The organism is Massilia sp. NP310, from assembly GCF_019443485.1.
Taxonomy (GTDB): Bacteria; Pseudomonadota; Gammaproteobacteria; order Burkholderiales; family Burkholderiaceae_D; genus Telluria; species Telluria timonae.
Map to the genome: position 1 here is coordinate 3,139,502 of NZ_CP080379.1, position 23,924 is coordinate 3,163,425.

Genomic DNA, 23,924 nt, shown 5'->3' on the forward strand with positions numbered 1-23,924 from the left:
AAGCCGCCCAACCGGGCGGCCACCTGGTGCTGCCGGCTTGAAGAAAATCTAGGCCTTGCGCGCCGCGCAATGCCTGGCGATGTACTCGTCATGCGACGGCATCACGTCCACGCACTTGCGGATCACCTCGCGAACGCTTTCCATGTAGTCGGCGATGTCTGCCTCGGACTGGGTATCGGCCAGCGGGTGGTAGCCGTCGATCGGCATGTTCTGCCCTTCGAACACCTGCAGCCAGCCGACTTCCGAGAACAGCTCGTTATCGACGCGCACCACCTTGCCGCGCGAACGGTACAGGTCCATCTTCTGGCGCAGCGTCTCCGGAATCGCCATGTTCGCGCACTCGCGCCAGTAGGCCGAGTCGGTGCGCTGGTTCAGGTGGTAGTGCAGGATGATGAAGTCGCGCACGCGCTCGTATTCGAAGCGCGACTGGCGGTTGAACTCCTCGCGGTCGACGTCGCTGAAGCGGCGGTCCGGGAACAGCTCGACCAGGCGCGCGATGCTCGACTGGATCAGGTGGATGCTGGTCGATTCGAGCGGCTCCAGGAAGCCGCTCGACAGGCCGATCGCCACCACGTTGCGGTTCCAGGCCCGCTTGCGCATCCCGGTCTGGAACTTGATCAGGCGCGGCTCGGCCAGCGCGCGGCCGTCGAGGTTGGCCAGCAGCGTCGCCGCCGCCTCGTCGTCGCTGATGAAGCGGCTGCAATACACATGGCCGTTGCCGGTGCGGTGCTGCAGCGGGATGCGCCACTGCCAGCCCGACTTGTGCGCGGTGGCGCGGGTGAACGGCGTGATGGCCGGCACCGATTCGCAGGGCACGGCCAGCGCGCGGTCGGCCGGCAGCCAACCGGTCCAGTCCTCGTAGCCGGTCTCGAGCGCCTGCTCGATCAGCAAGCCGCGGAAACCCGAGCAATCGATGAACAATTCTCCTTCGATGCGCTGGCCGTTGTCGAGTTCGACCGCATCGACGAAGCCGTCCGGCTCGCGCCGGGTGGCGCGCGCGATCTTGCCCTCGATGCGCACCACGCCGCGCGCCTCGGACAGCTTTCTCAGGTACTTCGCGTACAGGCTGGCGTCGAAGTGGTAGGCGTAGGCGATGTCGCGCAGCGGCGAATTCGGCACGTCCTGGCGCGCCGGCATGAACTTGCCGGCCTTGGCCGCCATGCGCGTGATCGAGTATTCCTCGAGCGGCGCGGCCTTGCCTAGACCCCGCATCTTGTGCCAGTACTGTTCGAACGGCACGGTGGCCAGGTCCTGGCCCATACGGCCGAAGCCGTGCATGTAACGCTCGCCCAGCTTGCCCCAGTTGACGAACTCGATGCCCAGCTTGAAGCTGCCCATCGTCTCGCGCATGAATTCATTCTCGTCAATGCCGACCACGCGGTTGAAGCGCTGGATCATCGGGATGGTCGCCTCACCCACGCCGACGATGCCGATCTCGTCCGACTCGACCAGCCGGATATTGTAGCGGCCATTGAGCATGCTGCTCAGTGCCGCCGCCGTCATCCAGCCGGCGGTGCCGCCGCCGACGATCACGATGTCCTTGATTGCCTGGTTTTCCATATTCTCTATTCCTGCCGTCTCTTCCAAGAAAAACAACCCCCGGGGCCGAAGGCCGCGAGGGTTGCATTGTAGTCCTGCCTGCCTGCGATCAGAACTTGTAGTTGGCGCCGAACTGGTAGGTGCGGCCGTACACGACGCGACGGGTGATCGAATCCGGATTGTCCGTGTACTCCTGGTACGGCGCGTTGTTCCAGTTGTTCGCCTGGGCGAACACCGACAGGCCCTTGGCGAAGCCCTTCTGGATCTCGTACGACACCTGGAAGTCGACGATGGTCTCGCCTTTCACGAAGGTGTACTGCAGCGTGTCAGAGAAGTCCGGCGACTGGCCCAGGAAGTCCGAACGCTTGCGCGCCGCGGCGGCGATCTGGAAGCCGTTCTTTTCGTAGTACAGGCGCAGGTTGCTGACCTTGCGCGACAGGCCGGGCAGCGGGATCGACTGCGCCGCCGTCTGCACGTTGCCGAAGCCGAGCGCCGGGATGTCGATCGCGGAACTGGTGTACGAGTGGTTGGCCAGCACGCCGAAGCCGTCCAGCCACGAGTGCACCATGTCCAGCGGCACGTTCACCGCCAGCTCGTAGCCGCGGATGCGGCCGCCTTCGCCGTTTTCAGGACGATTCAGCACGCCGATGGTCGAGCCTTCGAAGGTTCCCGAGGTCGGCAGCGGGGTGGTCGACGTGACCCATGGCGCGAAGTCGTATTCCGACGGCGTGCGCAAGATGAAGCTGTCGAGCTTCTTGTAGAAGCCGGCCACGCTCACATAACCTTTCTTGGCGAAGTATTTTTCGTACGACAGGTCGAACGACTTGGCTTCGAACGGCTTGAGCAGCGGGTTGCCGCCGCCGCCGCTGATGAACGGGTTGGCCACGCTGGTGTTCACGCCAAAGCCGATGCCGCCGCGCAGGTCGTCCAGGCTCGGACGCGACAGCACCTTGGCCACGCCCATGCGCAGCACCTGGTCGTTGTTCAGGTCGAACGACAGGTTCAGGCTCGGCAGCACGTTCCAGTAGTCGGCGGTGTCTTCGGCGCGCACCACCGGGCACGAGGCCGCGGTCTCGCCGGTGCAGTTGCCGCTGTTGTAGCCGCCGCCGGTCTGCTTGGTGTGCACGAACTGGGTGCCGACGTTGCCGCGGTAGTCGAAGCCGAACAGCTGGCCGTTCAGGTCGCCCATCACATAGGCGGTCTGCACGGTTTCCCTGACGTCCCACAGCTTGGTCAAGATGTCGGCATTGACCTTCTCGGCCAGCTCGTACACGGCGCCCAGCGAACCGAGCGGGTTCCAGGAAGCGACCGGGATGCCGGTGGTGCCGGCGGTGTTCGGGGTGCTGCCCGGCATCGGCACGGCGCCGTACAGGTCGCCGCCGACGATCATCAGGCGGCCCTCCTCGCCGGTGCGGCGCTTTTCGCGGTCGGTGAAGTTGTAGCCGACCTGGAAGGCCGAGACCGGACCCCACTCGACGTTGCGCTTGGCGTTCAGGCGGATCGCCTTGAGCGTGTCCGCGATATGGGGCTGGGCCAGGTAGCCGGCCTGCGCCAGCGGCTCGGCCGCGGTGCCCGACCAGCCGTTCACGTCGGTCAGCTGGGCGACGTTCGGATCGGCATAATTCAGGCCGGTGCGGTAGGCGACATCGGCGTAGTTCAGGCCATTGAAGCCGGTCCACGAGATCGTGTCCAGGTTGGCGGCGTTGCCCGGCAGGCCGGCGGTGGTTTCATAACGCGAGCTCAGCTTGGTCGCCTTGGACCAGGTGAGGTCGGCGCTGGTATTCCAATCGCCCAGCTTCAGCTCGTTCTTCCAGCCGACCGTCTTGAGGTCGTCCTCGGCCGCTTCGATGTGGTTGCGGATGACGGCCTTGTAGTTGGTCAGGGTGCCGCTGGTGGCGATGCCGTTCGAGACCGTGACGTCCTGCAGCACGCCGACCGGGTCGTAGCGGCCCGATTCGTTGTTGCCGATCGCGCCTTCCAGGCCGGTGCGCTTGAAGCCGGTTTCGCCGGCCGAGTAGAACAGGTCCAGGGTCGAGCGGAAGTTGCGGTTCGGGCGCCACTGCAGCGAGGCGAAGGCGCCGTCGCGGTTGTGGTAGCCGGTCTCGGTGTCGGCGGTGAAGCCGGTCGGCACGCGCACGTTCTGCCCGTTGTACGGCAGCTCGGCCGTGTTGCCGCCCCAGGCGTCGAACTTGCGCTGTTCGCCGCCGGTCTCGTCGTACGAGGTCAGGCCGACCGCGATGCCGAAGGTGCGGTTGGCGAACTGGTCGATGTACGACAGCGAGAAGCGGTCGCCATCGCCTTCTTCGGCGGTGCGCACGCCCAGGCGGCTCTTCTTGTAGTTGACGGCGACGACGCGCTTGCCGAAGTCGAGCGGCTGCACGGTCTTGAGGTCGATGGTCGCGGCCAGGCCCGAGCCGATCACGCTCGCGTCCGGGGTCTTGTAGATCACCACGCCGCCCATCAGCTCGGACGGGAACAGGTCGAATTCAGGATTGCGGGCGTTACCGGTCGAGGCCATTTCGCGGCCGTTGAGCAGGGTGCCGTTGAAGCTCGGCGACAGGCCGCGCACCGAGATCTCGGACGCGCGTCCCGAACCGCGGCTGCGCTGGGCGGTCACGCCCGGCAGGCGCGCGATCGATTCGGCCACCGAGGAATCGGGCAGCTTGCCGATATCTTCGGCCGAAATCGCTTCGACGATGGAATTGGAATTGCGCTTGACCGAGATCGCCGCTTCGATGCCCTGGCGGATGCCGGTCACGGTGACGGTGGACACGCTCGGGGCCGGGGCCGGGGTGGCGATGACTTCGCCGGTAGCGGCGGCGGTCGGGGTGTTCGGCGCGACGGCAGTCTGCGCTTCGCTGCCGGATGCCTGCGCGAAGGCCTGGCCAGCCAGCGCCGACAGCAGGACGGCGCAGCCCGCGGCGAACGGGTTCAACGGGAATGCGGTACGCGCCGACTTGCCGGCGCGCCTGGTGGCGGTAGCTTTCATGTGTCTCCTCGGTGAAAGGCGGGGCTCATTGCCCGACAATTTTTATCAGCCCCCGACTACGCTGCTGTACTAAAACTAGATCTTGCAGTCGGAAAACTGTGTGTATTGAGCATGATCGCAGGTTTCGAAAAAAACAGTGTCGCGCGCGTTGTAACTGGGCTACGAAAATCCGCGCATTTCGCCGTGCCGCCGCAATATTTGCACCGTTTCTAAAGGAAATCTTAAGATTCAGTAAAGGTTCTCGACCGTAGTTCTACTAGAGGCAGGACCGGTGTATTGATTGTTGGCAGCTGATTTCTATAGTACGCTTTCGCCAACACAACAACACTTTGCGCCCGTTTCGCATTCTTCCGGCATAGGTTTGTAGTCTTACTACCTGGCCTATGATAGCGATAGCAGCGCCCCATAATCATGAGACAACTCCTCGCCAGCCTCGTGCTCGGCGGCGCTTCGCTCGCCGTCCACGCCCAGACCCCCGACATCGCCCGCATGGAGCCGCCCTTCTGGTGGGCCGGCATGCAGCACGCGCAGGTGCAGCTGATGGTGTATGGCGACAAGATCGCCGACCTGGATCCATCGCTGGCGTATCCGGGCGTGCGCATCGCCTCGGTGACCCGCACCCCGAACCGCAACTACCTGTTCATCGACCTGGCGCTCGACCCGAAGGTCAAGCCCGGCAGCTTCGACATCGCCTTCAAGGGCGCGGGCCGCACGGCCAGCTACACCTATCGCCTGCTGGAGCGCGAAGCGGGCTCCGCCGAACGCCAGGGCTTTTCCAGCAAGGATGCGATCTACCAGATCATGCCGGACCGCTTCGCCAACGGCGACCCGTCCAACGACAGCGTCGACGGCATGCCCGACAGACTCGACCGCAAGGGCGGCCTGGGCCGCCATGGCGGCGACATCAAGGGCATCATCGACCGCCTCGACTACGTCGCCGGCCTGGGCTTCACCCAGCTGTGGCCGACGCCGCTCGTCGAAAACAATATGCCGGGCTACTCCTACCACGGCTATGCGGCGACCGACCTGTACAAGATCGACCCACGCTACGGCAGCAACGAGGATTTCAAGCGCCTGTCGCAGGAAGCGAAGAAGCACGGCATCGGCATCATCCAGGACGTGGTGCTGTCGCACATCGGCAGCCAGCACTGGTGGATGAAGGACTTGCCGGCGCCGGACTGGATCAACTACACCGACAAGTTCGTGCCGACCCAGCATTACCACACGGCGGTGCAGGACCCGTACGGCTCGAAGGAAGACGCCGACAACTTCACGCGCGGCTGGTTCGTCAAGAGCATGCCCGACATGAACCAATCGAATCCGCTGGTGGCGAACTACCTCATCCAGAACAATATCTGGTGGATCGAGTACGCGGGCCTGTCAGGCCTGCGCATCGACACCTTCGGCTATTCCGACAAAGCCTTCCTGGGCGAGTACACGAAGCGCCTGATGGCCGAATACCCGAACCTGAACCTGGTGGGCGAGGAATGGTCGACCAAGGTGCCGGTGGTGGCCTACTGGCAGCGCGGCAAGCAGAACTTCGACGGCTTCCAGGCCTACACGCCAAGCCTGATGGACTTCCCGGTGGCCGAGGCGATGCGCAAGGCGCTGGCCGACAAAAAAGGCGGCAACGTCTTCACCGACGTCTACGAGACGCTGTCGCTCGACTACCTGTATCCGGAGCCGGGCAACCTGGTGCTGTTCGCCGACAACCACGACATGTCGCGCATCTACAGCGAAGTGGGCGAAGACTTCGACAAGTACCGCATGGCGATGATCTTCATGATGACGGCGCCGCGCATCCCGCAGTTCTACACGGGCGACGAGATCCTCATGACCAGCGCCGTCGGCGAACGCAACGACGCGACCTACCGCACGCCGTTCCCGGGCGGCTGGGCCGGCGACAAGGTCGATGCGTTTGCGGGCGTCGGCCTCACGACCAAGCAGCGCACTGCACAGGATTTCGTGCGCAAGCTGGCCAACTGGCGCAAGGGCCAGCCGGTCATCCACAGCGGCAAGATGATGCATTACGGGCCGCAGGACAATACCTGGGTCTACTTCCGCTACAACGATGAAAAGAAGGTGCTGGTCGCCTTCAACAACAATGCCAAGGAGATGTCGCTGGACGTCGACCGCTTCCGCGAAATGCTCTCCGGCGTGGCCGGCGGCACCGATGCGCTGACCGGCAAGACCTATGACTTGCGCGAGAAGCTGGTGCTGGCGCCGCGCGCGGCCATCGTCCTCGAGCTGGACGCGCCGCGATGAAGCGCCATGCCATCGCCCTGGCCGCCCTGCTCTCCTGCAGCATGTTGCCAACCCACGTCCTTGCCCAGAACATCGACGGCCTGTACGTGCGCGGCGCCTTCAACGGCTGGGGCACGGCCAGTCCGCTGGCGGCCAGGGGCGACGGCATCTACCAGGCCGACGTCGAGGTCATGCCCGGCAACCACGCCTTCAAGCTGGGGACCGGCGACTGGAGCGCCGAATGGGTGATCGATCCGGATCGAAGCACCAGCGTCAAGCCCGATACCGACTACCGCCTGGCGCGGCAGTCCGGTCCCGAGACCTTCCTGTTCGTGCGCCAGCCGGGCACCTATCGCTTCACGATCGATGCGCGTAATCCCGCCAGGCCCGCGCTCAAGGTGACGCGCATCGCCGACGCCCAGCGCGGCGGCGGCCCCGATCCGCATGCCGGCCACGCGGCCCAGGCATCCCAGCAATGGCCGACCTGGGACGGCAAGGTCGAGACCGTGCGCTACTCGACGCCGGATGCGGATGCGCCGCTCCGCCGCTACGTCCAGTCGAGCACCATGCTGCTGCGCGATCCCGGTCCGCAGCACGTCGAATACGCCGAAGAAGACGGCCTGCCGCGCGTACGCAGCGGCAACCTGGCCTTCGACGCCCTGTTCGCGCTGGCCGGCCGCGAGATGCGCCAGAACTCGGTCAGCCAGATCAAGGACGGCAACTACAACGGCGGCAACGCGATCGACTGCGACTGCTTCGCCACCGGAGAAAAATGGGCCTACGTCTGGACCCGCGACCTGTCGTATGCGGCCGACCTGGGCCTGGCCCTGCTCGACCCGCAGCGGGTGCGCAATTCGCTCGATTTCAAGCTCTCGGGCTGGCGCCCGGACATCACCGCCGCGGCGCAGATCCCGGGCACGCCGGACGGCCTGCAGATCGTGCAGGACACCGGCAGCGGCGGCAGCTGGCCGGTCAGCACCGACCGGCTGACCTGGGCCCTGGCGCTTGATGCAACGCTGCGCACCCTGCCCTCGTCCGAGCGTGCGCAATTCGCGGCGCGCGCCCTGAAAGCGCTGTCGAACACGATCGAGATCGACCGCGTGGCGGCCTTCGATCCGGTGTCCGGCCTGTACACGGGCGAGGAATCCTTCCTCGACTGGCGCGACCAGACGTATGCGGCCTGGATCCCGGGCGACCTGGCCTCGATGGCGAGTTCGAAGGCGCTGTCGACCAACGTCGTGATGTACCAGGCGCTGAACCTGGCCGCGAAGCTGGCGCGCGAGCACCAGGATGACGACAAGGCGCAGCGCTACGCGCGCTGGGCGCAAGCGCTGAAAAGCGCGATCAACGACCGCCTGTGGCTGAAGGACGAGGGCATGTACAGCAGCCTCACCGCCGGCCACCTGGACGACGCGCCGCTGCACAAGTTCGACTGGCTGGGACAGGCGCTGGCCATCGTCAGCGGCGTGGCCGACGACAGCCAGGCGCGTTCGATCCTGGCGCGCTATCCGCACGGCCCGCTGGGCGCCCCGATGATCTGGCCGCAGCAGATTGGCGCGCCGGTGTACCACAACCGCTCGAGCTGGCCGTTCGTGACCGCCTATGGCCTGCGCGCAGCGAGCCAGGGCAAGAACACGGCGGTGGCCGACCTGGCCTACGCCGGTCTGATGCGCGGGGCGGCGGTCAATCTGTCGAATATGGAAAACCTCGAGTGGCTCTCCGGCCAGCCGCTGCTGCTCGACGAGCACAATCCGGCCTTGAGCGGCCCGGTGATCAACTCGCGCCGCCAGCTGTGGTCGGTCGGCGGCTATCTCGGCATGGTGGTCAAGAATGTGTTCGGCGTGGAGACGCTGGACGACGGCATCGCGCTGCGGCCCTTCGTCACGTCGAAACTGCGCCGCGAAACCTTCGGCGCCACCAACGAGATCGCGCTGCACGACCTGCGCCTGCACGGCAAGCGCATCGACGTGCGCCTGCAACTGCCTGCCGCGAGCGAGAAAGACGGCTATTACGCCGTCGAGCGCATCGTCCTGAACGGCAAGCAGGTCGCCGGCAGCATCCGCCTGGCCGACCTGGCCGACAGCAACCGCATCGAGATCACGCTCGGCAAGCTGGTGGCCGGCCAGCAGGACATCCGCCGCGTCAACGCCAATCCCCATGAAGAAGCCAGCGCCGTCTTCGGCCCGCGCGAGCCGACCATCGACGGCCTGGCGCGCGCGGCCTCCGGTCCGGTCACCTTGCGGATCGGCGCCAACGGCAATGCCGCCGCCGTGCGCTACCGCGTCTACCGCGATGGCAAGCTGGTGGCCGACAGGCTGCCGGCCGGGGCCTGGACCGATGGCAAGGCCAGCGCCACCGCCTGCTATGCGGTCGAGGCCGTGTACACCGACAGCGGCAACGTCAGCCACCACAGCCAGCCGCGCTGCGTCGACGCGGGCATCGAGATTCCCGTGACCGACGCACGCATCGCCTCGAACCTGAAGGTGACGGCGCCCGATGCGCGCTTCACCCAGCCGCACCTCAAGGACTGGGGCAAGCCGGGCGACCGCTTCGCCGTCGACGGCATCCGCATCGAGCAGCCAGGCGACTATCGGCTCCAGGTGCGTTACCACAACGGCGCCAACCAGGTGAACCTGGGCATCAGCGGCGGCGTGAAATGGCTGGCGCTGAAGGATGGCAGTGGCCGCGTCGTGGCCCAGGGCGTGATCCAGCTGCCGCATGCGCCGCTGCTGCAGAAGGACACGCCGAGCGTGTACTCGACGCCGCTGGCGGCGCGCATCGAGGCGGGCAGCTACCATCTGGAGATGACGGACTTCTACAATATGAGTTATCTCGACAGTAACCGCAGCTTCACCGGCGCCGGCGGCGCCGAGCCGTCGAACCGGTTCGATATCTACGGCGTGCGATTGTTGCGGGTGAAATAAGCGTCACGCGGTCTCGAACGTGCCCTCGACCGGACGCGGCTTGCCTCGTCCGCTCGAAGACACCAGCAGCTTGAGCCGCCCTTCGAGCACCCTGAACTCGAACGGCGTCGCCATCTTGCTCACCTCGCCGTCGGCCGCCACCTTCAGGCGCTTGCGTCCATAGAACGACGGCGTGCGCACCGTCATGCTCTTGAACGCGAAGGCGACGACATCGTCGCCCGCGCCGAGCTTGCCGAAAGCGCCGCGGATCAAGAGGCCCAGCAGCCCGAGCTTGCCCATCGGTTTGGGCGCCAGCGCCACCAATTGACCCTCTTGCACCGCCTCGGTCAGGTCTTCCATCCCGACCTGCTCCATCTGCAGTCGATTATTACCCACGAACAAGGTCGTGGTGCGCAAGCGTTTTTCCTTGCCGTCGAGTTCGAGCGTGATGCGCAAGTGGCGGTGCGGCCGCAGCGCCATCTTGATCGCCGACAAGAAGGCCACGAGGCGGCTGCGGCCATATTCGCGCTTGTCGTGCTCGCGCTCTTCGAGCAGCGCCGGATACAAGCCCACACTGGCATTGACCAGGAAGATCTTGTTGTTGAGCATGCCGATCTGCACGGGTCTTACTTCGGCGCGCAGCATCGCGTATACCGCCTCGGCCAGGTCTTCCGGGATGCCGTGGGTGCGGCCGAAGTAATTGAAGGTGCCTTGCGGCAGCACGCCGAACAGGCAGCCGGCCAGCACCGCCTGGTGCGCGACCGTGTTGATGGTGCCGTCGCCGCCGGCCGCGACCAGCACGCCGCCGCTGGCGAGCGCCTTGCCGGCCATCTCGCGCGCGATGTCTTCGAGCCGTTCGGGATTGCCCACCACTTCCAGGTGGCAGACGCGGCCCGACTTGTCCATGACCTCGCGGATCGTCGAGATGCGCTCCTCGGTCTCGGAATGCCCGGAACCCGCATTCAGGACGATGTAGAAATGGGCCTCTGGCGGCAGCGCGGTGGATGGCATCGGGGTCGTTTCGCTAAGGTGGGCGTCGTGGATGCGCCATCGTATCACTGTCGATATCCGCGCAAGGTGCGCTACTCAACCATCCAGATCGGCCAGGTAGACGTCCACCTGCGGCTGGCCGGGGGCCAGGCTGGCGCGGCGATCGAGGCGCAGGCCCAGGCGCTGCAGCAGCGCGATCGAGGCGGCATTGCCGGGGGCGACGATCGCCGCCAGACGCCGGATGCCCAGCCGCGCTGCCAGGCCCACCACCGCCTGTCCCGCCTCGAAGGCGTAGCCGCATCCACGGTGCTCCGGCAGGAAGGCATAGCCGATGTCGACGTGTTCCAGGGTGTCGCGCTTGACCAGGCCGCACAGGCCGAGCGGCGCGCCGTCCGCCAGCCGCTCGACCAGGTACAGCGAATGGCCGTATTTCGCCTGCATCGCGATCGGTCCTTCGTCCAGGCCGCGGCGCGCGGCGTCGACGGTGCGCAGCTTGCGGTCGCCGATATGCTCGATGAAGGCGGGGTCGTTCGCCAGCGCCAGGTAGAACGGGGCGTCGTCATGGGTGACGAGGCGCAGGCGCAGGCGGTCGGTGGTGAGAATCTCGGTCATGGCCGAGATCATACGCCTGGTGATTGACTTTTTGCTACTCGTCCGCGGTCGGCCAGTGGTCGGGGTCTTGCAGCAGCTGGTACATCACGTAGGCGTCGACATAGCCCAGGCGCTTGTGGCGGAAGGCCTTGGGCAGCGTGCCCACGATGGAAAAGCCCAGTTTCTTCCACAGCCCGATGGCGGCGGCATTGGTGCTGACCACATGGTTGAACTGCATCGCCAGGAAGCCCTGGCTGCGCGCTTCAATCAGGCTGTGTTCGCCCATCAGGCGGCCGATGCCCGCGCCCTGCGCCGACGGGCTGACCATGTAGGAGGCGTTGGCCACGTGGTGGCCGCGCCCGACCTGGTTCGGCACCAGCCGGTACATGCCCAGCACGCGCCCCGCCGCGCTCACGGCGACGAAGCTGTGCACGCCCTGGCCCAGCCAGTAGTGATGGCCGGCCTCGCGCGAGGTCGCGGTGGTGAAGACATAGCTTTCACCGGCCATCAGGTGGGCGCAAAAAATGGTCCAGATCGCCTCGAAGTCGGCTTCCACGGCGGGACGGATTTCAATATCTCTCACAACAATCAGTATGCAAATGCCAGAACTCGGCGGTCAGTTATTTTGCCTGAAATCTCACAAATAATCACGGAGCACCCTGGTTTGCGGGCTTGTTGCTTTGAGGCAGCCGAAAGTCGACGCCATCGGGCCGCCCATCGAGATACAGGCGGCTGGCAGCTGGCGGCGCCTCGGCCACCACCCGGCCGCGCCGCAGCACGAGGCGGCGCGCCGCGCGCAGGCGGATCGCCTCGACCGGCGAACCAGCGTCCAGGATCACCAGGTCGGCATGGCAGCCCGGCGCCAGGCCATAGCCTTCGAGCCCGAGGATGCGCGCCGGCGTCTCGGTGATCGCCCCGAAGCAGGCCTGCATCGCCTCCAGCCCCGTCATCTGCGCCACGTGCAGGCCCATGTGCGCCACTTCGAGCATGTCGCCCGAGCCCATGCCATACCAGGGATCGAGCACGCAGTCGTGGCCGAAGGCGACGTCGACGCCGGCCGCCATCAGCTCGGGCACGCGGGTCATGCCGCGCCGCTTGGGATAGGTGTCGTGGCGGCCCTGCAGCGTGATGTTGATCAGCGGGTTCGCGATCGCCGCCACGCCGCTTTCCGCGATCAGTGGCAGCAGCTTGCTCACGTAATAATTGTCCATCGAGTGCATCGAGGTCAGGTGCGAGCCGGCCACCCTGCCCTGCAGGCCGAGGCGCTGGGTCTCGTATGCCAGCGTCTCGATATGGCGCGACAGCGGATCGTCGCTCTCGTCGCAGTGCATGTCCACGCGCAGCCCGCGCTCGGCCGCGAACTCGCACAGCAGGCGCACCGATTCGGCGCCTTGCGCCATGGTGCGCTCGAAATGGGGGATGCCGCCGACCACGTCCACGCCCATGGCGATCGCGCGCTTCAGGTTGTCGAAGGCGGTCGGGCTGCGCAGCAGGCCATCCTGCGGAAAAGCCACCAGCTGCAGGTCGAGGTAAGGCGCCACCCGGCGCTTGACTTCGAGCAGGGCTTCCACCGCCAGCAAGCGGTCGTCGCAGACGTCGACGTGGCTGCGGATCGCCAGCAGGCCGCGCGCCACCGCCCAGTCGCAATAGCGCAGCGCGCGCTCGACCAGGGCGTCCTGGGTCAGCGCCGGCTTGAGCTCGCCCCACAGGGCGATACCTTCGAGCAAGGTGCCGCTGCGATTCACGCGCGGCAAGCCATAGCTCAGCACGGCATCCATGTGGAAATGGGCGTCGATGAAGGGTGGACTGACCAGGTCGCCGGCGGCATCGATTTCGCGCGCGCCCCGGGCAGCGAGGCGTGGCGCGAGGACGGCGATGCGGCCGTCGGCGATGCCGATATCGATGTCTTGCCGGCCGTCGGGCAAGGTCGCGTTGCGAATCACGAGATCCATATCAACTCCCTTATTGATCGGTAAATTGTAGCAATTCGGGCACATGGTCCTTGAGAAAAATCAAACAATGCTGCGATGCAATATTACCCTTGGTAAATAAGCCATCTTTGTGCTTTGCAACCCCAGCAAATCGTGGGTACACTGGTCGATATTGCAGCGCGCCATACTGACCGATAGGAAATCCAATGACTTCACTTCCCGAGCAATTGTCCGCAGCATCTACCAGGCAACTGAGCGCCCAGCTGGATGCGCAGTTTCGCTTCTTCAATACCTTCGCCACACAGGCGCTGGACAACGCCAGCCGCCTCATGTCGCTCAACCTGTCGGCCTCGCGCGATTCGGTCGAGCGCTCCTCGCACACCCTGCGCCAGCTGATCGAAGCGACCCAGCCGCGCGACCTGCTGGTGCTGCGCACCCACGCCGAGGAACAGGTGCGCAGCCTGTTCAACTATGGCCGCGAACTGGCCAACATCACCGCCAACGCCCAGCCATACGGTTTGCGCACGATCGCGGCCGAGGCCGCGTCGCCAGCCGCGCCGCCGGCCGTGCTCGCGTCGGTCATGCGCGAAGCGCCGATCGCCGAGGTCGTGCAGGAAGCCCCGAAGGCCGCCGCCAAGGCCGCCGAAGAGGCCGCGGAGCAGATCGAGGGGGCTGTCGAGCAACTACCCGAAGCGGCAGCCGCGCCGCAGCCCTTCGTGGTCGAGCAGCCCGAGCCGATCGCGAGCGCGGCAGAGGTGCAGGGGACCGTCCTCGACGAGCCCGTTCCGGTGTCCGAGCAGAAGCCGATCGCCAAGGCCGTCGGCAAGGGCGCGCCGAAGGCGGCAGCGGCGCCGCAACCGCTCGCGGCTCCGGTCGAGGACAAGGATTCGACCACGGTCACCCGCATCGGCACGTCGTCGAAGCGCCGCAAATAGGATGCGCGACAGGATGCGCGAATAAGGCGGCGAAATGCGTCGCGAAATGCGCCGGATAGGCAAAACGACTACACTAGCGGGCTCTGGCCCGCTTTTTTTTCGGGCGCATTTCCAAGGATTTCGAATGAGTTTGTCCAGGCTGATCGGCGGCTTCGTACGCCGGCATTGGCAATCCTATGCCTCGTCGGCCGTCATGCTGGTCGGCGTCGCGATCTGCACCGTCCTCATCCCGCGCAAGGTCGGCGCCATGGTCGATGCCCTCGCCGCCAACCGCCTCGGCCAGCACGACCTGCTGCTCGGGATTGCCGAACTGGTCGCGCTGGGCGTGGCGATCTACGTGCTGCGCGTCTGCTGGCGCATCCGGCTGTACTCGGCCGCCTACAACCTGGGCGTCGAGCTGCGCACCCGCCTGTACGCGCGCCTGGCGGCGCAGGGCCCGGCCTTCTACCAGCGCCAGCGCACCGGCGACCTGATGGCGCTGGCCACCAACGACATCGACGCCATCGAGATGGCGGCCGGCGAAGCCTTGCTGGCCGCCTTCGACGGCACGCTGACCCTGGTGATGGTGCTGGGGATCATGATGCTGGGCGTCGACTGGCGCCTGGCCCTGGTCGCGCTGCTGCCGTTCCCGCTGATGGGCCTCGCGTTCTGGTATATCTCGACCCATATCCACACGGCCGAAGGCGATGCGCTCAAGCGCTTCTCGGCCCTCAACGATCACGTCCAGGAATCGCTGTCCGGCGTGCGCACCCTGCGCGCCCTGGGCCTCGAAGGGCGCAGCGCCAGCCAGTTCGGCGAACTTGCCGGCAACGCCGCGCAAGCCAGCCTGACGGCGCAGAAATGGGAAGCCGCCTACGAGCCGGCGGTCGGCCTCACGCTCACCGCCGCCACCGGCCTCACGCTCGGCCTGGGCGGCTACCTGGTGTGGCAGAACGAACTCACGGTGGGCGCCCTGACCAGCTTCACGATGTACCTGGGCCAGCTGATCTGGCCGATGTTCGCGGCCGGCTGGGTGCTGACCCTGATCGAACGCGGCCGCGCCGGCCTGGCGCGCCTGCAACCGCTGCTCGACGCCCCGCTCTCGGTCGAAGACACCGGCACGGTCGAGCAGGTCGGCCAGGGCGCGCTGGTGCTGGACAAGGTCACCTTCGCCTATGGCGGCGCGCAAGCGGATCTGCGCCAGCCGGCGCTCGACGCGGTGTCGCTGCGCCTCGAACCGGGCCAGACCCTGGGCCTGGTCGGCCCGACCGGTTCCGGCAAGTCGACCCTGCTGCGGGTGCTGCTGCGCCAGGCCACGCCGCAGGCCGGCCGCGCCGAATGGGCCGGCCAGCCGCTCGAGGCCTATCGCCTGTCGGCCTTGCGCAGCGCGACCAGCTGGGTGCCGCAAGAGTCCTTTTTGTTCTCGGCCTCGATCGCCGAGAACATCGCGCTGGCCCGTCCCGGCGCCTCGCGCGCCGAGGTGATCGCGGCGGCGCAGATGGCCGACATCCACGACGACATCCTGCGCTTCCCGCACGGCTACGACACCCCGGTCGGCGAAAAAGGCATCACCCTGTCGGGCGGCCAGCGCCAGCGGGTCGCGATCGCGCGCTCGCTGCTGGCCGCCAGTTCCCTGCTGCTGCTGGACGACGCCCTGTCGGCGGTCGACACCGGCACCGAGACCCGCATCCTCGAGCACCTGGCCGAGCTGCGCCAGGCGCAGCCGGGGCGCGCCGCCATCATCGCCAGCCACCGTCTGTCGGCGGTGGTCGCGGCCGACCACATCGTCGTGCTCAAGGCCGGCCGCGTCGTCGAAGCCGGCACCCACGATCAACTGCTCGCGCTGGATGGCTGGTATGCCAGCCAGTGGCGCTACCAACAACTGGAGGCCAGCCTCGATGCAATCTGACGCAACGTCCGTGGAGCGCGGCGAATTGCGCAACCAGGCGAAGCTGGCCACGCGCCTGCTGCGCCGCGCCGCCGCCCCCGAAAAACGCCACCTGGTCGTCGCCACGCTGTGGCTGATCCTGGCCGCGGCCTTCGAAGTCCTGGGGCCACTGCTGGGCAAGGCCCTGATCGACGACCACCTGCTGCCGCGCCACCTCGACTGGACGCAGATGACCCTGCTGCTGGGCGGCCTGGTGGTCACCGGCTGGATCTCGAGCTGGGTGCGCTACCTGCAGCTGATCCGCCTGTCGGGCCTGGCGATGCGCTCGGTGCAGCGCCTGCGCGAATGGGTCTATGGCCACGTGCTGCGCCTGCCGATGGCCTTCTTCGATCGCGCCATCACCGGCCAGCTGGTCAGCCGCGTGACCAACGACACCGAGGCGGTCAAGACCCTGTACATCCAGGTCCTGTACGTCATGCTCGACAACTCGATCGTCCTGGTCGGCACCATGATCGCGATGGCCTGGCTCGACTGGCGCCTGATGCTGATCGTGCTGACCCTGGTGCCGGCGGTGGTGGGCATCGTCTGGCTCTACCAGCGCCTGTCGGCGCCGGCGGTCACCCGCGCGCGCGCCCTGCGCAGCGACATCAATGCCCAGATGGCCGAGTCGATCGGCGGCATGAGCGTGCTGCAGGCCAGCAATGCCGAAGTGCGTTTCGGCGAGCGCTTCCTGGGCACCAACCGCAGCCACTACACGGCGCGCGTGGCCGAGCTGCGCGCCAACGCCTTCCTGCTGCGGCCCGCGCTCGACCTGCTCAACGTCGCCCTGCTGGCGCTGGTGATCTTCGCCTTCGGCCAGCGCGAGATCGGCGCGGTCGAGGTGGGCGTGCTGTACGCCTTCGTCAGCTATATCGCGCGCGTGGTGGAGCCCCTCATCCAGATCACGATGCAGTTCAGCGGCCTGCAACAGGCGGTGGTGGCGGCGGCGCGCGTGAACACGCTGCTCGATGAAGCGGGCGCGCCGGAACACGATCCGGCGCGCGCGCAGGACGAGGCGGCGTTCGTCGCCGGCGCGCCGGCGGTGCGGGTGCGCAACGTGGAATTCGCCTACGTGGCGGGCCAGCCGGTGCTGCACGACCTGTCGCTCGACGTGCCGCAGGGCGCCTTCTTCGGCATCGTCGGCCACACCGGCAGCGGCAAGTCGACCCTGCTGTCGCTGCTGCTGCGCTACTACGTGGCCGACAAGGGAAGCATCGAGATCGGCGGCCTGCCGCTGGCCGGCATCGGCAACGAGCGTTTCCGCAACGAGGTCGGCCTGGTGCCGCAAGACCCGTTCATCCTGGCCGCCACGGCGCGCGAGAACATCGACATGGGCCGCGGCCTGCCCCTCGAGCGCCTGCAGGCGGCGGCGCGCGCGGCCCACGCCCACGACTTCATCGCCGCGCTGGAAGACGGCTACGAGACCCAGCTGGGCGAAGGTGGCTCGCGTTTGTCGTCCGGCCAGAAGCAGCTGATCGCGATCGCGCGCGCGCTGGCGGGCGAGCCGCGCATCCTGCTGCTCGACGAGGCGACCTCGCGCATCGACAGCGCCACCGAGCAGATCGTGCAGGAAGCCCTGGAAGAATTGCGCGGCAAGGTGACCATCATCGCCATCGCGCACCGCCTGTCGACCATCCGCGAAGCCGACCGCATCATCGTGCTCAATCACGGCAAGATTACCGAGGCCGGACCGCACGAGGAACTGATGCGGATCGAGGGCGGCTTGTATCAGCGGCTGTATTTGTTGCAGCAGATCGCCGTCTAGATTCGACTCCAGTTGAAACAACCGGCCGGCGCGCCGCTGCCGCTCACCAGCAGCGCGCCGTGCCGGTACAGATCCCAGCGGCGCGCTTGCGGCACCGCCACCACCACCACGCCCATGGCGCGGTCGCTCCACACCAGCCGGCCGTCGACCGCGTCGAGCGCCGCGAACACCCCGCGCGGGCCGGCGCCGGGGTGGAACACGACGGTGGTCAGGTCTTGCCCCGGCGGCGGCATCAGCGCCCAGGCGCCGGCGCCGACCGTGCCGGCGGCCAGCAGGGCCATCGCCGCGGTGGCGTTGCGCATCCCTTTGCCGCTACCGCCCCCTCCCTGGCGGCGCAGCCAGCGCCAGCCCAGCACCAAGGGCACGATGCCGAACACGGCCAGCCAGAGCAGATCCCACAACAGCGGATTCGGGCTGTCGATGCGGATGCGGTGGATACCGAGCAGCCAGTGCGACAGCAGCGCGTCGACCGTGTGCCAGACACCGAAGCCCACCAGCAGCGCACCCGCCAGCGGCCGGCCCCAGTCCACGCCACCACGCCGCTGCGCGCGCCACAGACCGACCAGGCCGGCCAGCGCGACGACGTACATCAGCAGGTGGAAGTAGCCGTCCCACAACACCTGCAGGCGCAGGTCGTCGATGCCGGGAACCAGGCTGAGCAGATGGTGCCACTGCAGGATCTGGTGCAGCAGGATGCCGTCGAAAAAGCCGCCGAGCGCAAAGCCCAGCGTCGCGCCCCACCTGGCCCATGGCGATCTCAACATATCCATCTCCTCAACGCTGTCCCGCAGCCAGTATAGGAGGTGAAGCGGAACGGCATCGCACCATTCCCTCAACAAATAATGTGTGATTTACTGATCGACGGTATATGTCGAAATACAACACTTCGTTCCATGTCGCAAGCGTGGGCGGCGGACGGTTTGGCCTGGATTGGCGGGCTTTCTGGACAACTGGCAGGGGCTCGGCCATTGCTGCGCGAGCCTGTGTCATTTTTGTGACATTTAAAGAGAAAGTGAAATTTCTACTTTGCAACAGCCATATAATGGACCAAACAATTTCCGCCGGAACGACCGGCCCGACGAGAACCGGCATGTTGGCTGTCCTGCACCGCGCATTCGCGCGCTCCCGCTCCCACGCACTGGCGCTGGCCTTGTGCGCGGCATCGGCGTTGGCGTTCGCCGATGACGCCCTGTCGCTGGACCAGCGCATTGCCGAAATCCGCGAACTCAACCGCTTCGTGCCCGAGCGCGCCCTGCCGAAGCTGGAAGCGCTCGAGGCGCAAGCCCGCAAGGCGCCGCTGACGCAGCGCATCGAGTTTCTGAACCAGCTCGCCATGGCGCGCCACGGCCTCGGCCACCATGGACAGTCCTTCGCGCTGGCCAACGAGCTGATTGCGCTGGGCCGTGAATACGATCATGCCGGCGCGCTGGCCAAGGGCCTCCTGATGCAAGGGTATTCCGCCTTCGCCCAGCATCGCCCGGGCGAGGCGCACCGCCTGGTCTGGGAAGCGGAAAAACTGGCCAACACCACCGACGACATCGACCTGCGCGTGCGCGCGGCCATCTCGTCGGGCGAATCGCATGCCGAGGAAGGCAATCTGCCGCGCGCCCTCGAACGGCTGCAGGGCGCCGCCGCGCTGGCGCGCGCGCAGGGCGAGCCGGTGCACGTGGTCATGGCGCTCAACTCGCTGGTGCGCCTGTATGCCCAGATGCGCGAACCCGAGAAAGGCTTCGTCCTGCTCGACGAGGCGCTTGCCGCCGCCGAAAAAGCCCGGTCGCCCGGCCGCATGGCCACCATCCGGAACGCCGAGTACGGGCTGGCGATCGACACCGGCCAGCGCGAACGCGCGCTGCGCGCGCTGCAGGAAGGACTGGCGCTGGAACGCTCGATCGGCGCCAACAAGCGGGTCGTGGTGTCGCTGATCAACCTGTCGGATTTCTATCTCAAGACCGGGGACTTCAAGCACGCGGCAAGCTACGCCGAACAGGCGTTGGCGGCGGTGGGTCCGCTGAACGACCGCGCGCTGGACGCCACCGCACACCTGAACCTGGGCCAGGCCTATCTCGGCACCGGCCGCCTGGCCGAAGGCAAGCGCCAGATCGAGATGGGCATGGCCGGCTACGAGGAAATCGGCGACAAGCCGGAACTGCAGACCGCGCTGGTCGAATACGGCCTCGCGCTGGAACGCGCCGGCGACCTGGCCGGCGCGCTGCAGGCCTACCACCGCGAACGCAAGATCTCCAACGAGCTGTTCGAACGGCGCCGCCAGCAGGCCATGCTCGACCTGCAGGAAAAGTACGAGGGCGACAAGAAGCAGCGCCAGATCGAGCTGCTGCGCAGCGAGAACCTGATCAAGTCGACCGAGATCGACAACCGCCGCCTGCAACAGCGCGTGTGGTGGCTGCTGGTGGCGGTGTTCGCGCTGGCGGCGACCGTGGTGGGCCTGCTGTACCGCAAGGTGCGCCACGCCAACGCCCAGCTGCACGAAAAGAACCGCGAACTCAAGCAGCAGAGCGTGCGCGATCCGCTGACGGGGCTGTACAACCGCCGTCACTTCCTCGAGTACATGCGCATGCCGCCGGAGGCCCAGGCATCGGGCGGTGCGCCGGGTGGAGCCCCGGGTGGAGCCTTATTCCTGCTCGACGTCGACCACTTCAAGAACATCAACGACACCTATGGCCACGCGGCCGGCGACGCGGTGCTGACCACGATCGCGGCGCGCCTGTGCGAAATCCTGCGCGAGACCGACATGATCGTGCGCTGGGGCGGCGAGGAATTCCTGGCCTATTTGCCGACGGCGCCGGCCGGCAAGGCCGGCTTGGACGAGGTGGCCGAGCGTATCCTGGGCGGCATCGGCGCGACCGTCGTCGACCATGGCGGCACGGCCCTGAGCGTGAACGTCTCGATCGGCTATGCGCCCTTCCCGCTGTCGGTGGGCAAGCAGAGCCTGGCATGGGAACGGGTGGTGAACCTGGTGGACATGGCGCTGTACCTGGCCAAGTCGCACGGGCGCAACCGGGCCTATGGCGTACGCGGCTTCGCCGACGACAGGCTGGCCAGCATCGATGCGATCGAACAGAACCTGGAGCATGCCTGGCGCGCCGGCCAGGTCGACCTGTCGGTCGTGATGGGAGAGCGCGAGCTGCCGCGCGCCGCGAACGGCTGAACGTCCGCGGCGCAGGGCTGGCGCAGGTCTAATGCATCAGAAGCCGTACTGCAGGCCCACCGACACGACGTCGGCCTTGGCGCCCATTTCCTTCTTCTTGCCGTAGCGTTCGTATTCGCCGAACAGCGCCACGTTCGGCGCCAGCGCGTACTGCACGCCCAGCGCGGCATAGGCGCCGGTGTCGCGATCGGTATAGCTGTCACCCATGAACGAGGTCTTGGTCTCGTTATACGATGCGCCCAGCTTGCCGTAGGCCGAGAGTTCGGCGTTCACCGGCATCGTGTACTTCGCCGCGGCATAGGTGCGCGAACTCTTCACCCGGGCGTCCGCGAATCCCGGCGCCCACGCGACGTTGAAGTCCTCGTTGCCGAAGCGCGAGTGGCCGACTTCCACCGCCCAGTTCTGGTCGATGTTATATCCGCCGAAGATCTTGCCGCCGGCTTGCCAGTCATCCGTGGTCTGGTTCTTGGCGCCGGAAACGGCGGCGCCGATATAAGGGCGCGACGCGCCGCCGTCGGCGACGACGGTCTGGGCTTGTGCGGAACCGATGGCAGCGACGGTGGCTGCGAGCGTGATCAGGATTTTTTTCATGATGTCCTCTGTCTGGTCTGGTTCGCAATTCCTCATTGAATTGCGTATTAGAAAGGTAGCACCAATGGCAAGCCGAGTTGAACCGTTGATGCGTAAGCGGTTGTAACGAATACCGGCTCGAACATTCGTCGACCGGACAGGTGCCGCGACTTGTCGCGACATTGCGCGCCGTTCGCCGCACGTTCCGTGCCGATCGGGCATATGCATTGCGTTACCTCTGGATACAACTTGGCGATGATCCCTTGCCTGAGCGGCGCCAGAGCGCCCGGCGAAGATCGGATATGCACGACAACGTCGCGACATCGCCTCGCTACGATGCCGGCTCGTTCATCACCTGGAGTCCACCATGTTCCGCCTTCGTACCGTCCTTTCCAGCGCCAGCCTGGCGCTCGCCGCTGCTACTACGCCGGCGGCGCCGCCGGACGCCGCCGCCCCGACGCTGGCGCCCCTCGCGCAGGCCCATACCTTCGCCCAGGTGCGCCAGGGGGGGGCGGGTCCACACCCTGCTGGCATTGAAGCTCGGCGCCGGCAAGCTCACCGCCATCGACCTGAGCGCGGTCAGCGGCTCGTACAGCCCCGACGCCTTCGACGTCATCAACCGCTTCGATGCCGCCGCCCTCGACGGCCTGGCGCGGCAGGCACAGGGCCCCGTCAGCCATCCGCTCGAGCGCCTGCTCGGCGTGGGGCCGCGCGGCCTGGCCCACATCGCCGCCGGCACCAATTACCCGGCGCACGGCAAAGAGGTCGGCATGCACGAAGCCTTCCTGTTTCCCAAGCTGTCCGCGGCCGGCGCTCCCCGCGCGAGCGTCGCCGCCGTCCCCGGCGCCCTGCTGGACTACGAGGTGGAAGTGTGCGCGCGCTTCGACCGCGAACTGCGCTCGGGCGCCGATTTCGACGCCGCCCGCAAGGGCTTCTTCCTGTGCGGCGACTTCTCGGACCGCGCCACGCTGGTGCGCAACATCAACCTGGCCAATCCCGCCTCCGGCGACGGCTTCGCCGACGCCAAGAGCGGGCCTGACCGCTTCCCGGCCGGCGCCCTGCTGGTGGTGCCGCGCGACTGGAAGGCCTTTCTGCAGGGCGTCACCATCGCGACCCACGTCGACGGCCGCCAGCGCCAGCACGCCCGGGCCGGCGACATGATCAAGGACCTGCGCGCGATCGTGACCGAGACGCTAGGCGAGGCGACAAGCCGCACCTGGTCGTATGCGGGCGGCCGCATCCCGATGGTCGCACGAAAGGCGATCGGCACCGAGAGCGCGGTGCTGACCGGCACCGGCGATGGCGTGGTGTTCCAGGAGCCCGCGCCGGACGTGATCAAGGCGGTGATGGGCGCAAAGGACCGCGCAGCGCAACTGGCGCAGATCGAGCGCTACCTGGCCAGCGAGGCCGCCAAACGCATCTATCTGCAACCCGGCAACCGGGTGCGCCATTCGAGCAACTACCTCGGCTGGATCGACGCCGCCGTCGTCGCGGCCGGCGCGCCTTCAAAATAAGCCGCCGCGCCAACGACATTTCATCGACACGCCTGCCGCATAGTGCAGGCACGCATTCACGACCATCGACAGGACTATCCATGAAGCCTCTTTTCCTCTTCGCCACCCTTCTTGCCATTTCCAGCCTCGCCAGCGCGCAGCAACCGTCGCGCTGGGGCCTGGGCGTCGGCGCCGCCGTCTCGGACTCGGTGTATGCCGGCGAAGGCACGCGCGTCACGCCTTTCCCGCTCGTGTCCTACGAGGGCGAGCGCTTCTACTGGCGCGGCATTCAAGGAGGCGCCCACCTCGTCAAGCGCGGCGGCTTCGCCCTCGACGCGACCTTGTCGGCCCGCTTCGACGGCATCGACAGGGACGATTTCGGCGTGCTCGAGCTGGCCGAGCGCGGCATCGACCGCGCCTTGCTGGAAGACCGCGACGACGCCTTCGACCTGGGCCTGGCCGCCAGCTGGCGCGGCGCGCTGGGCCAGCTCGACCTGGGCGTCAAGGGCGATGTCACCAGCGCCAGCAAGGGGATTGAAGTCAACCTGAGCTATGGCTATCCGTTCCAGTGGGGCGCCATGCGGATCACGCCGAACGTCGGCGTGTCGCACCTGTCGAAGAAGCTGGCCAATTACTACTACGGCACGCTGCCCGGGGAAGTCGCGCGCGGCGTGGCCAGCTACCAGCCGGGCAGCGCGGCGGTGGCCCGCATCGGCGTCGACGTGGTGCGCCCGTTCGCCGGCAACTGGGTCTTCATCGGCAATGTCGGCTACCGCAAGCTGCCGACGAAGCTGTCGGACAGCCCGCTGGTGGAGAAGGACAAGGACGGCTCGGTGTCGGCCTTCATCGGCTTCAGCCGCGGCTTCTAAGGTTTGGTGCGATACTGCTCCGGCCATTTCAAC

The 23,924-nt window shown here is 66.8% G+C and carries 16 protein-coding genes; 8 read left to right on the forward strand and 8 right to left on the reverse strand.

Annotated elements, in window-relative coordinates:
- Positions 1-48: 48 nt before the first annotated feature.
- Together KY496_RS13845 and KY496_RS13850 are read right to left on the reverse strand one after the other, a co-directional pair.
- A complete protein-coding gene (locus tag KY496_RS13845; protein ID WP_219861124.1) occupies positions 49-1,560 on the reverse strand; it encodes a tryptophan halogenase family protein in 1,512 nt (503 codons plus the stop codon).
- Positions 1,561-1,648: 88 nt separating this feature from the next.
- The gene (locus tag KY496_RS13850) at positions 1,649-4,528 is read right to left on the reverse strand and encodes a TonB-dependent receptor (protein WP_219861126.1); all 2,880 of its coding nucleotides are present in this window, start codon (positions 4,526-4,528) and stop codon (positions 1,649-1,651) included.
- Positions 4,529-4,939: 411 nt separating this feature from the next.
- Here KY496_RS13850 and KY496_RS13855 point away from each other — a divergent pair, with 411 nt between their 5' ends.
- A complete protein-coding gene (locus KY496_RS13855) occupies positions 4,940-6,793 on the forward strand; it encodes a glycoside hydrolase family 13 protein (protein ID WP_219861128.1) in 1,854 nt (617 codons plus the stop codon).
- Complete coding sequence (locus KY496_RS13860) at positions 6,790-9,696, forward strand: esterase (protein ID WP_184237240.1); 2,907 nt, start codon at positions 6,790-6,792, stop codon at positions 9,694-9,696. Before KY496_RS13855 ends, KY496_RS13860 begins: the two co-directional genes overlap by 4 nt.
- A 3-nt stretch (positions 9,697-9,699) precedes the next feature.
- On the opposite strand, the gene KY496_RS13865 is transcribed toward KY496_RS13860, so the two are convergent.
- From KY496_RS13865 to KY496_RS13880, 4 genes are all read right to left on the reverse strand, one after another.
- Positions 9,700-10,686 (reverse strand): diacylglycerol kinase family protein, encoded by a 987-nt coding sequence (locus KY496_RS13865; RefSeq protein WP_005665625.1) that lies wholly within the window; start codon positions 10,684-10,686, stop codon positions 9,700-9,702.
- Between the two features lie 75 nt (positions 10,687-10,761).
- Positions 10,762-11,277 carry a GNAT family N-acetyltransferase gene (locus tag KY496_RS13870; RefSeq protein WP_040775904.1) on the reverse strand — a complete coding sequence of 172 codons (516 nt, stop codon included), beginning with the start codon at positions 11,275-11,277 and terminating at the stop codon, positions 10,762-10,764.
- A gap of 34 nt (positions 11,278-11,311) precedes the next feature.
- Positions 11,312-11,839 (reverse strand): GNAT family N-acetyltransferase, encoded by a 528-nt coding sequence (locus KY496_RS13875; RefSeq protein ID WP_040775250.1) that lies wholly within the window; start codon positions 11,837-11,839, stop codon positions 11,312-11,314.
- A 64-nt stretch (positions 11,840-11,903) separates the two neighbouring features.
- Entirely contained in the window at positions 11,904-13,208 is a 1,305-nt protein-coding gene (locus KY496_RS13880; RefSeq protein WP_005665622.1) for an amidohydrolase family protein, read from the reverse strand.
- Between the two features lie 185 nt (positions 13,209-13,393).
- Between KY496_RS13880 and KY496_RS13885 the strand changes: the two genes are divergently transcribed.
- The 3 genes from KY496_RS13885 (at position 13,394) to KY496_RS13895 (ending at position 17,793) form a co-directional block, all read left to right on the forward strand.
- Complete coding sequence (locus tag KY496_RS13885; protein WP_219861130.1) at positions 13,394-14,122, forward strand: phasin family protein; 729 nt, start codon at positions 13,394-13,396, stop codon at positions 14,120-14,122.
- Between the two features lie 124 nt (positions 14,123-14,246).
- Entirely contained in the window at positions 14,247-16,010 is a 1,764-nt protein-coding gene (locus tag KY496_RS13890; RefSeq protein WP_005665617.1) for an ABC transporter ATP-binding protein, read from the forward strand.
- Positions 16,000-17,793 carry an ABC transporter ATP-binding protein gene (locus KY496_RS13895; RefSeq protein WP_071361532.1) on the forward strand — a complete coding sequence of 598 codons (1,794 nt, stop codon included), beginning with the start codon at positions 16,000-16,002 and terminating at the stop codon, positions 17,791-17,793. Before KY496_RS13890 ends, KY496_RS13895 begins: the two co-directional genes overlap by 11 nt.
- Here KY496_RS13895 and KY496_RS13900 read toward each other — a convergent pair.
- The gene (locus KY496_RS13900; RefSeq protein WP_071361531.1) at positions 17,790-18,557 is read right to left on the reverse strand and encodes a DUF2243 domain-containing protein; all 768 of its coding nucleotides are present in this window, start codon (positions 18,555-18,557) and stop codon (positions 17,790-17,792) included. The two genes, KY496_RS13895 and KY496_RS13900, sit on opposite strands and share 4 nt — an antisense overlap.
- Positions 18,558-18,883: 326 nt before the next feature.
- On the opposite strand from KY496_RS13900, the gene KY496_RS13905 reads away from it, so the two are divergent.
- A complete protein-coding gene (locus KY496_RS13905) occupies positions 18,884-20,959 on the forward strand; it encodes a diguanylate cyclase (protein ID WP_219861132.1) in 2,076 nt (691 codons plus the stop codon).
- A gap of 36 nt (positions 20,960-20,995) precedes the next feature.
- On the opposite strand, the gene KY496_RS13910 is transcribed toward KY496_RS13905, so the two are convergent.
- Positions 20,996-21,550, reverse strand: a complete 555-nt coding sequence (locus KY496_RS13910) for a porin family protein (RefSeq protein WP_005665609.1) — start codon at positions 21,548-21,550, stop codon at positions 20,996-20,998.
- 512 nt (positions 21,551-22,062) lie between these two features.
- On the opposite strand from KY496_RS13910, the gene KY496_RS13915 reads away from it, so the two are divergent.
- Together KY496_RS13915 and KY496_RS13920 are read left to right on the forward strand one after the other, a co-directional pair.
- Positions 22,063-23,043: a fumarylacetoacetate hydrolase family protein gene (locus KY496_RS13915; protein WP_005665608.1), complete on the forward strand. Its 981-nt coding sequence runs from the start codon at positions 22,063-22,065 to the stop codon at positions 23,041-23,043.
- Positions 23,044-23,123: 80 nt separating this feature from the next.
- Positions 23,124-23,891, forward strand: a complete 768-nt coding sequence (locus KY496_RS13920) for a MipA/OmpV family protein (RefSeq protein ID WP_005665607.1) — start codon at positions 23,124-23,126, stop codon at positions 23,889-23,891.
- Positions 23,892-23,924 lie beyond the last annotated feature (33 nt).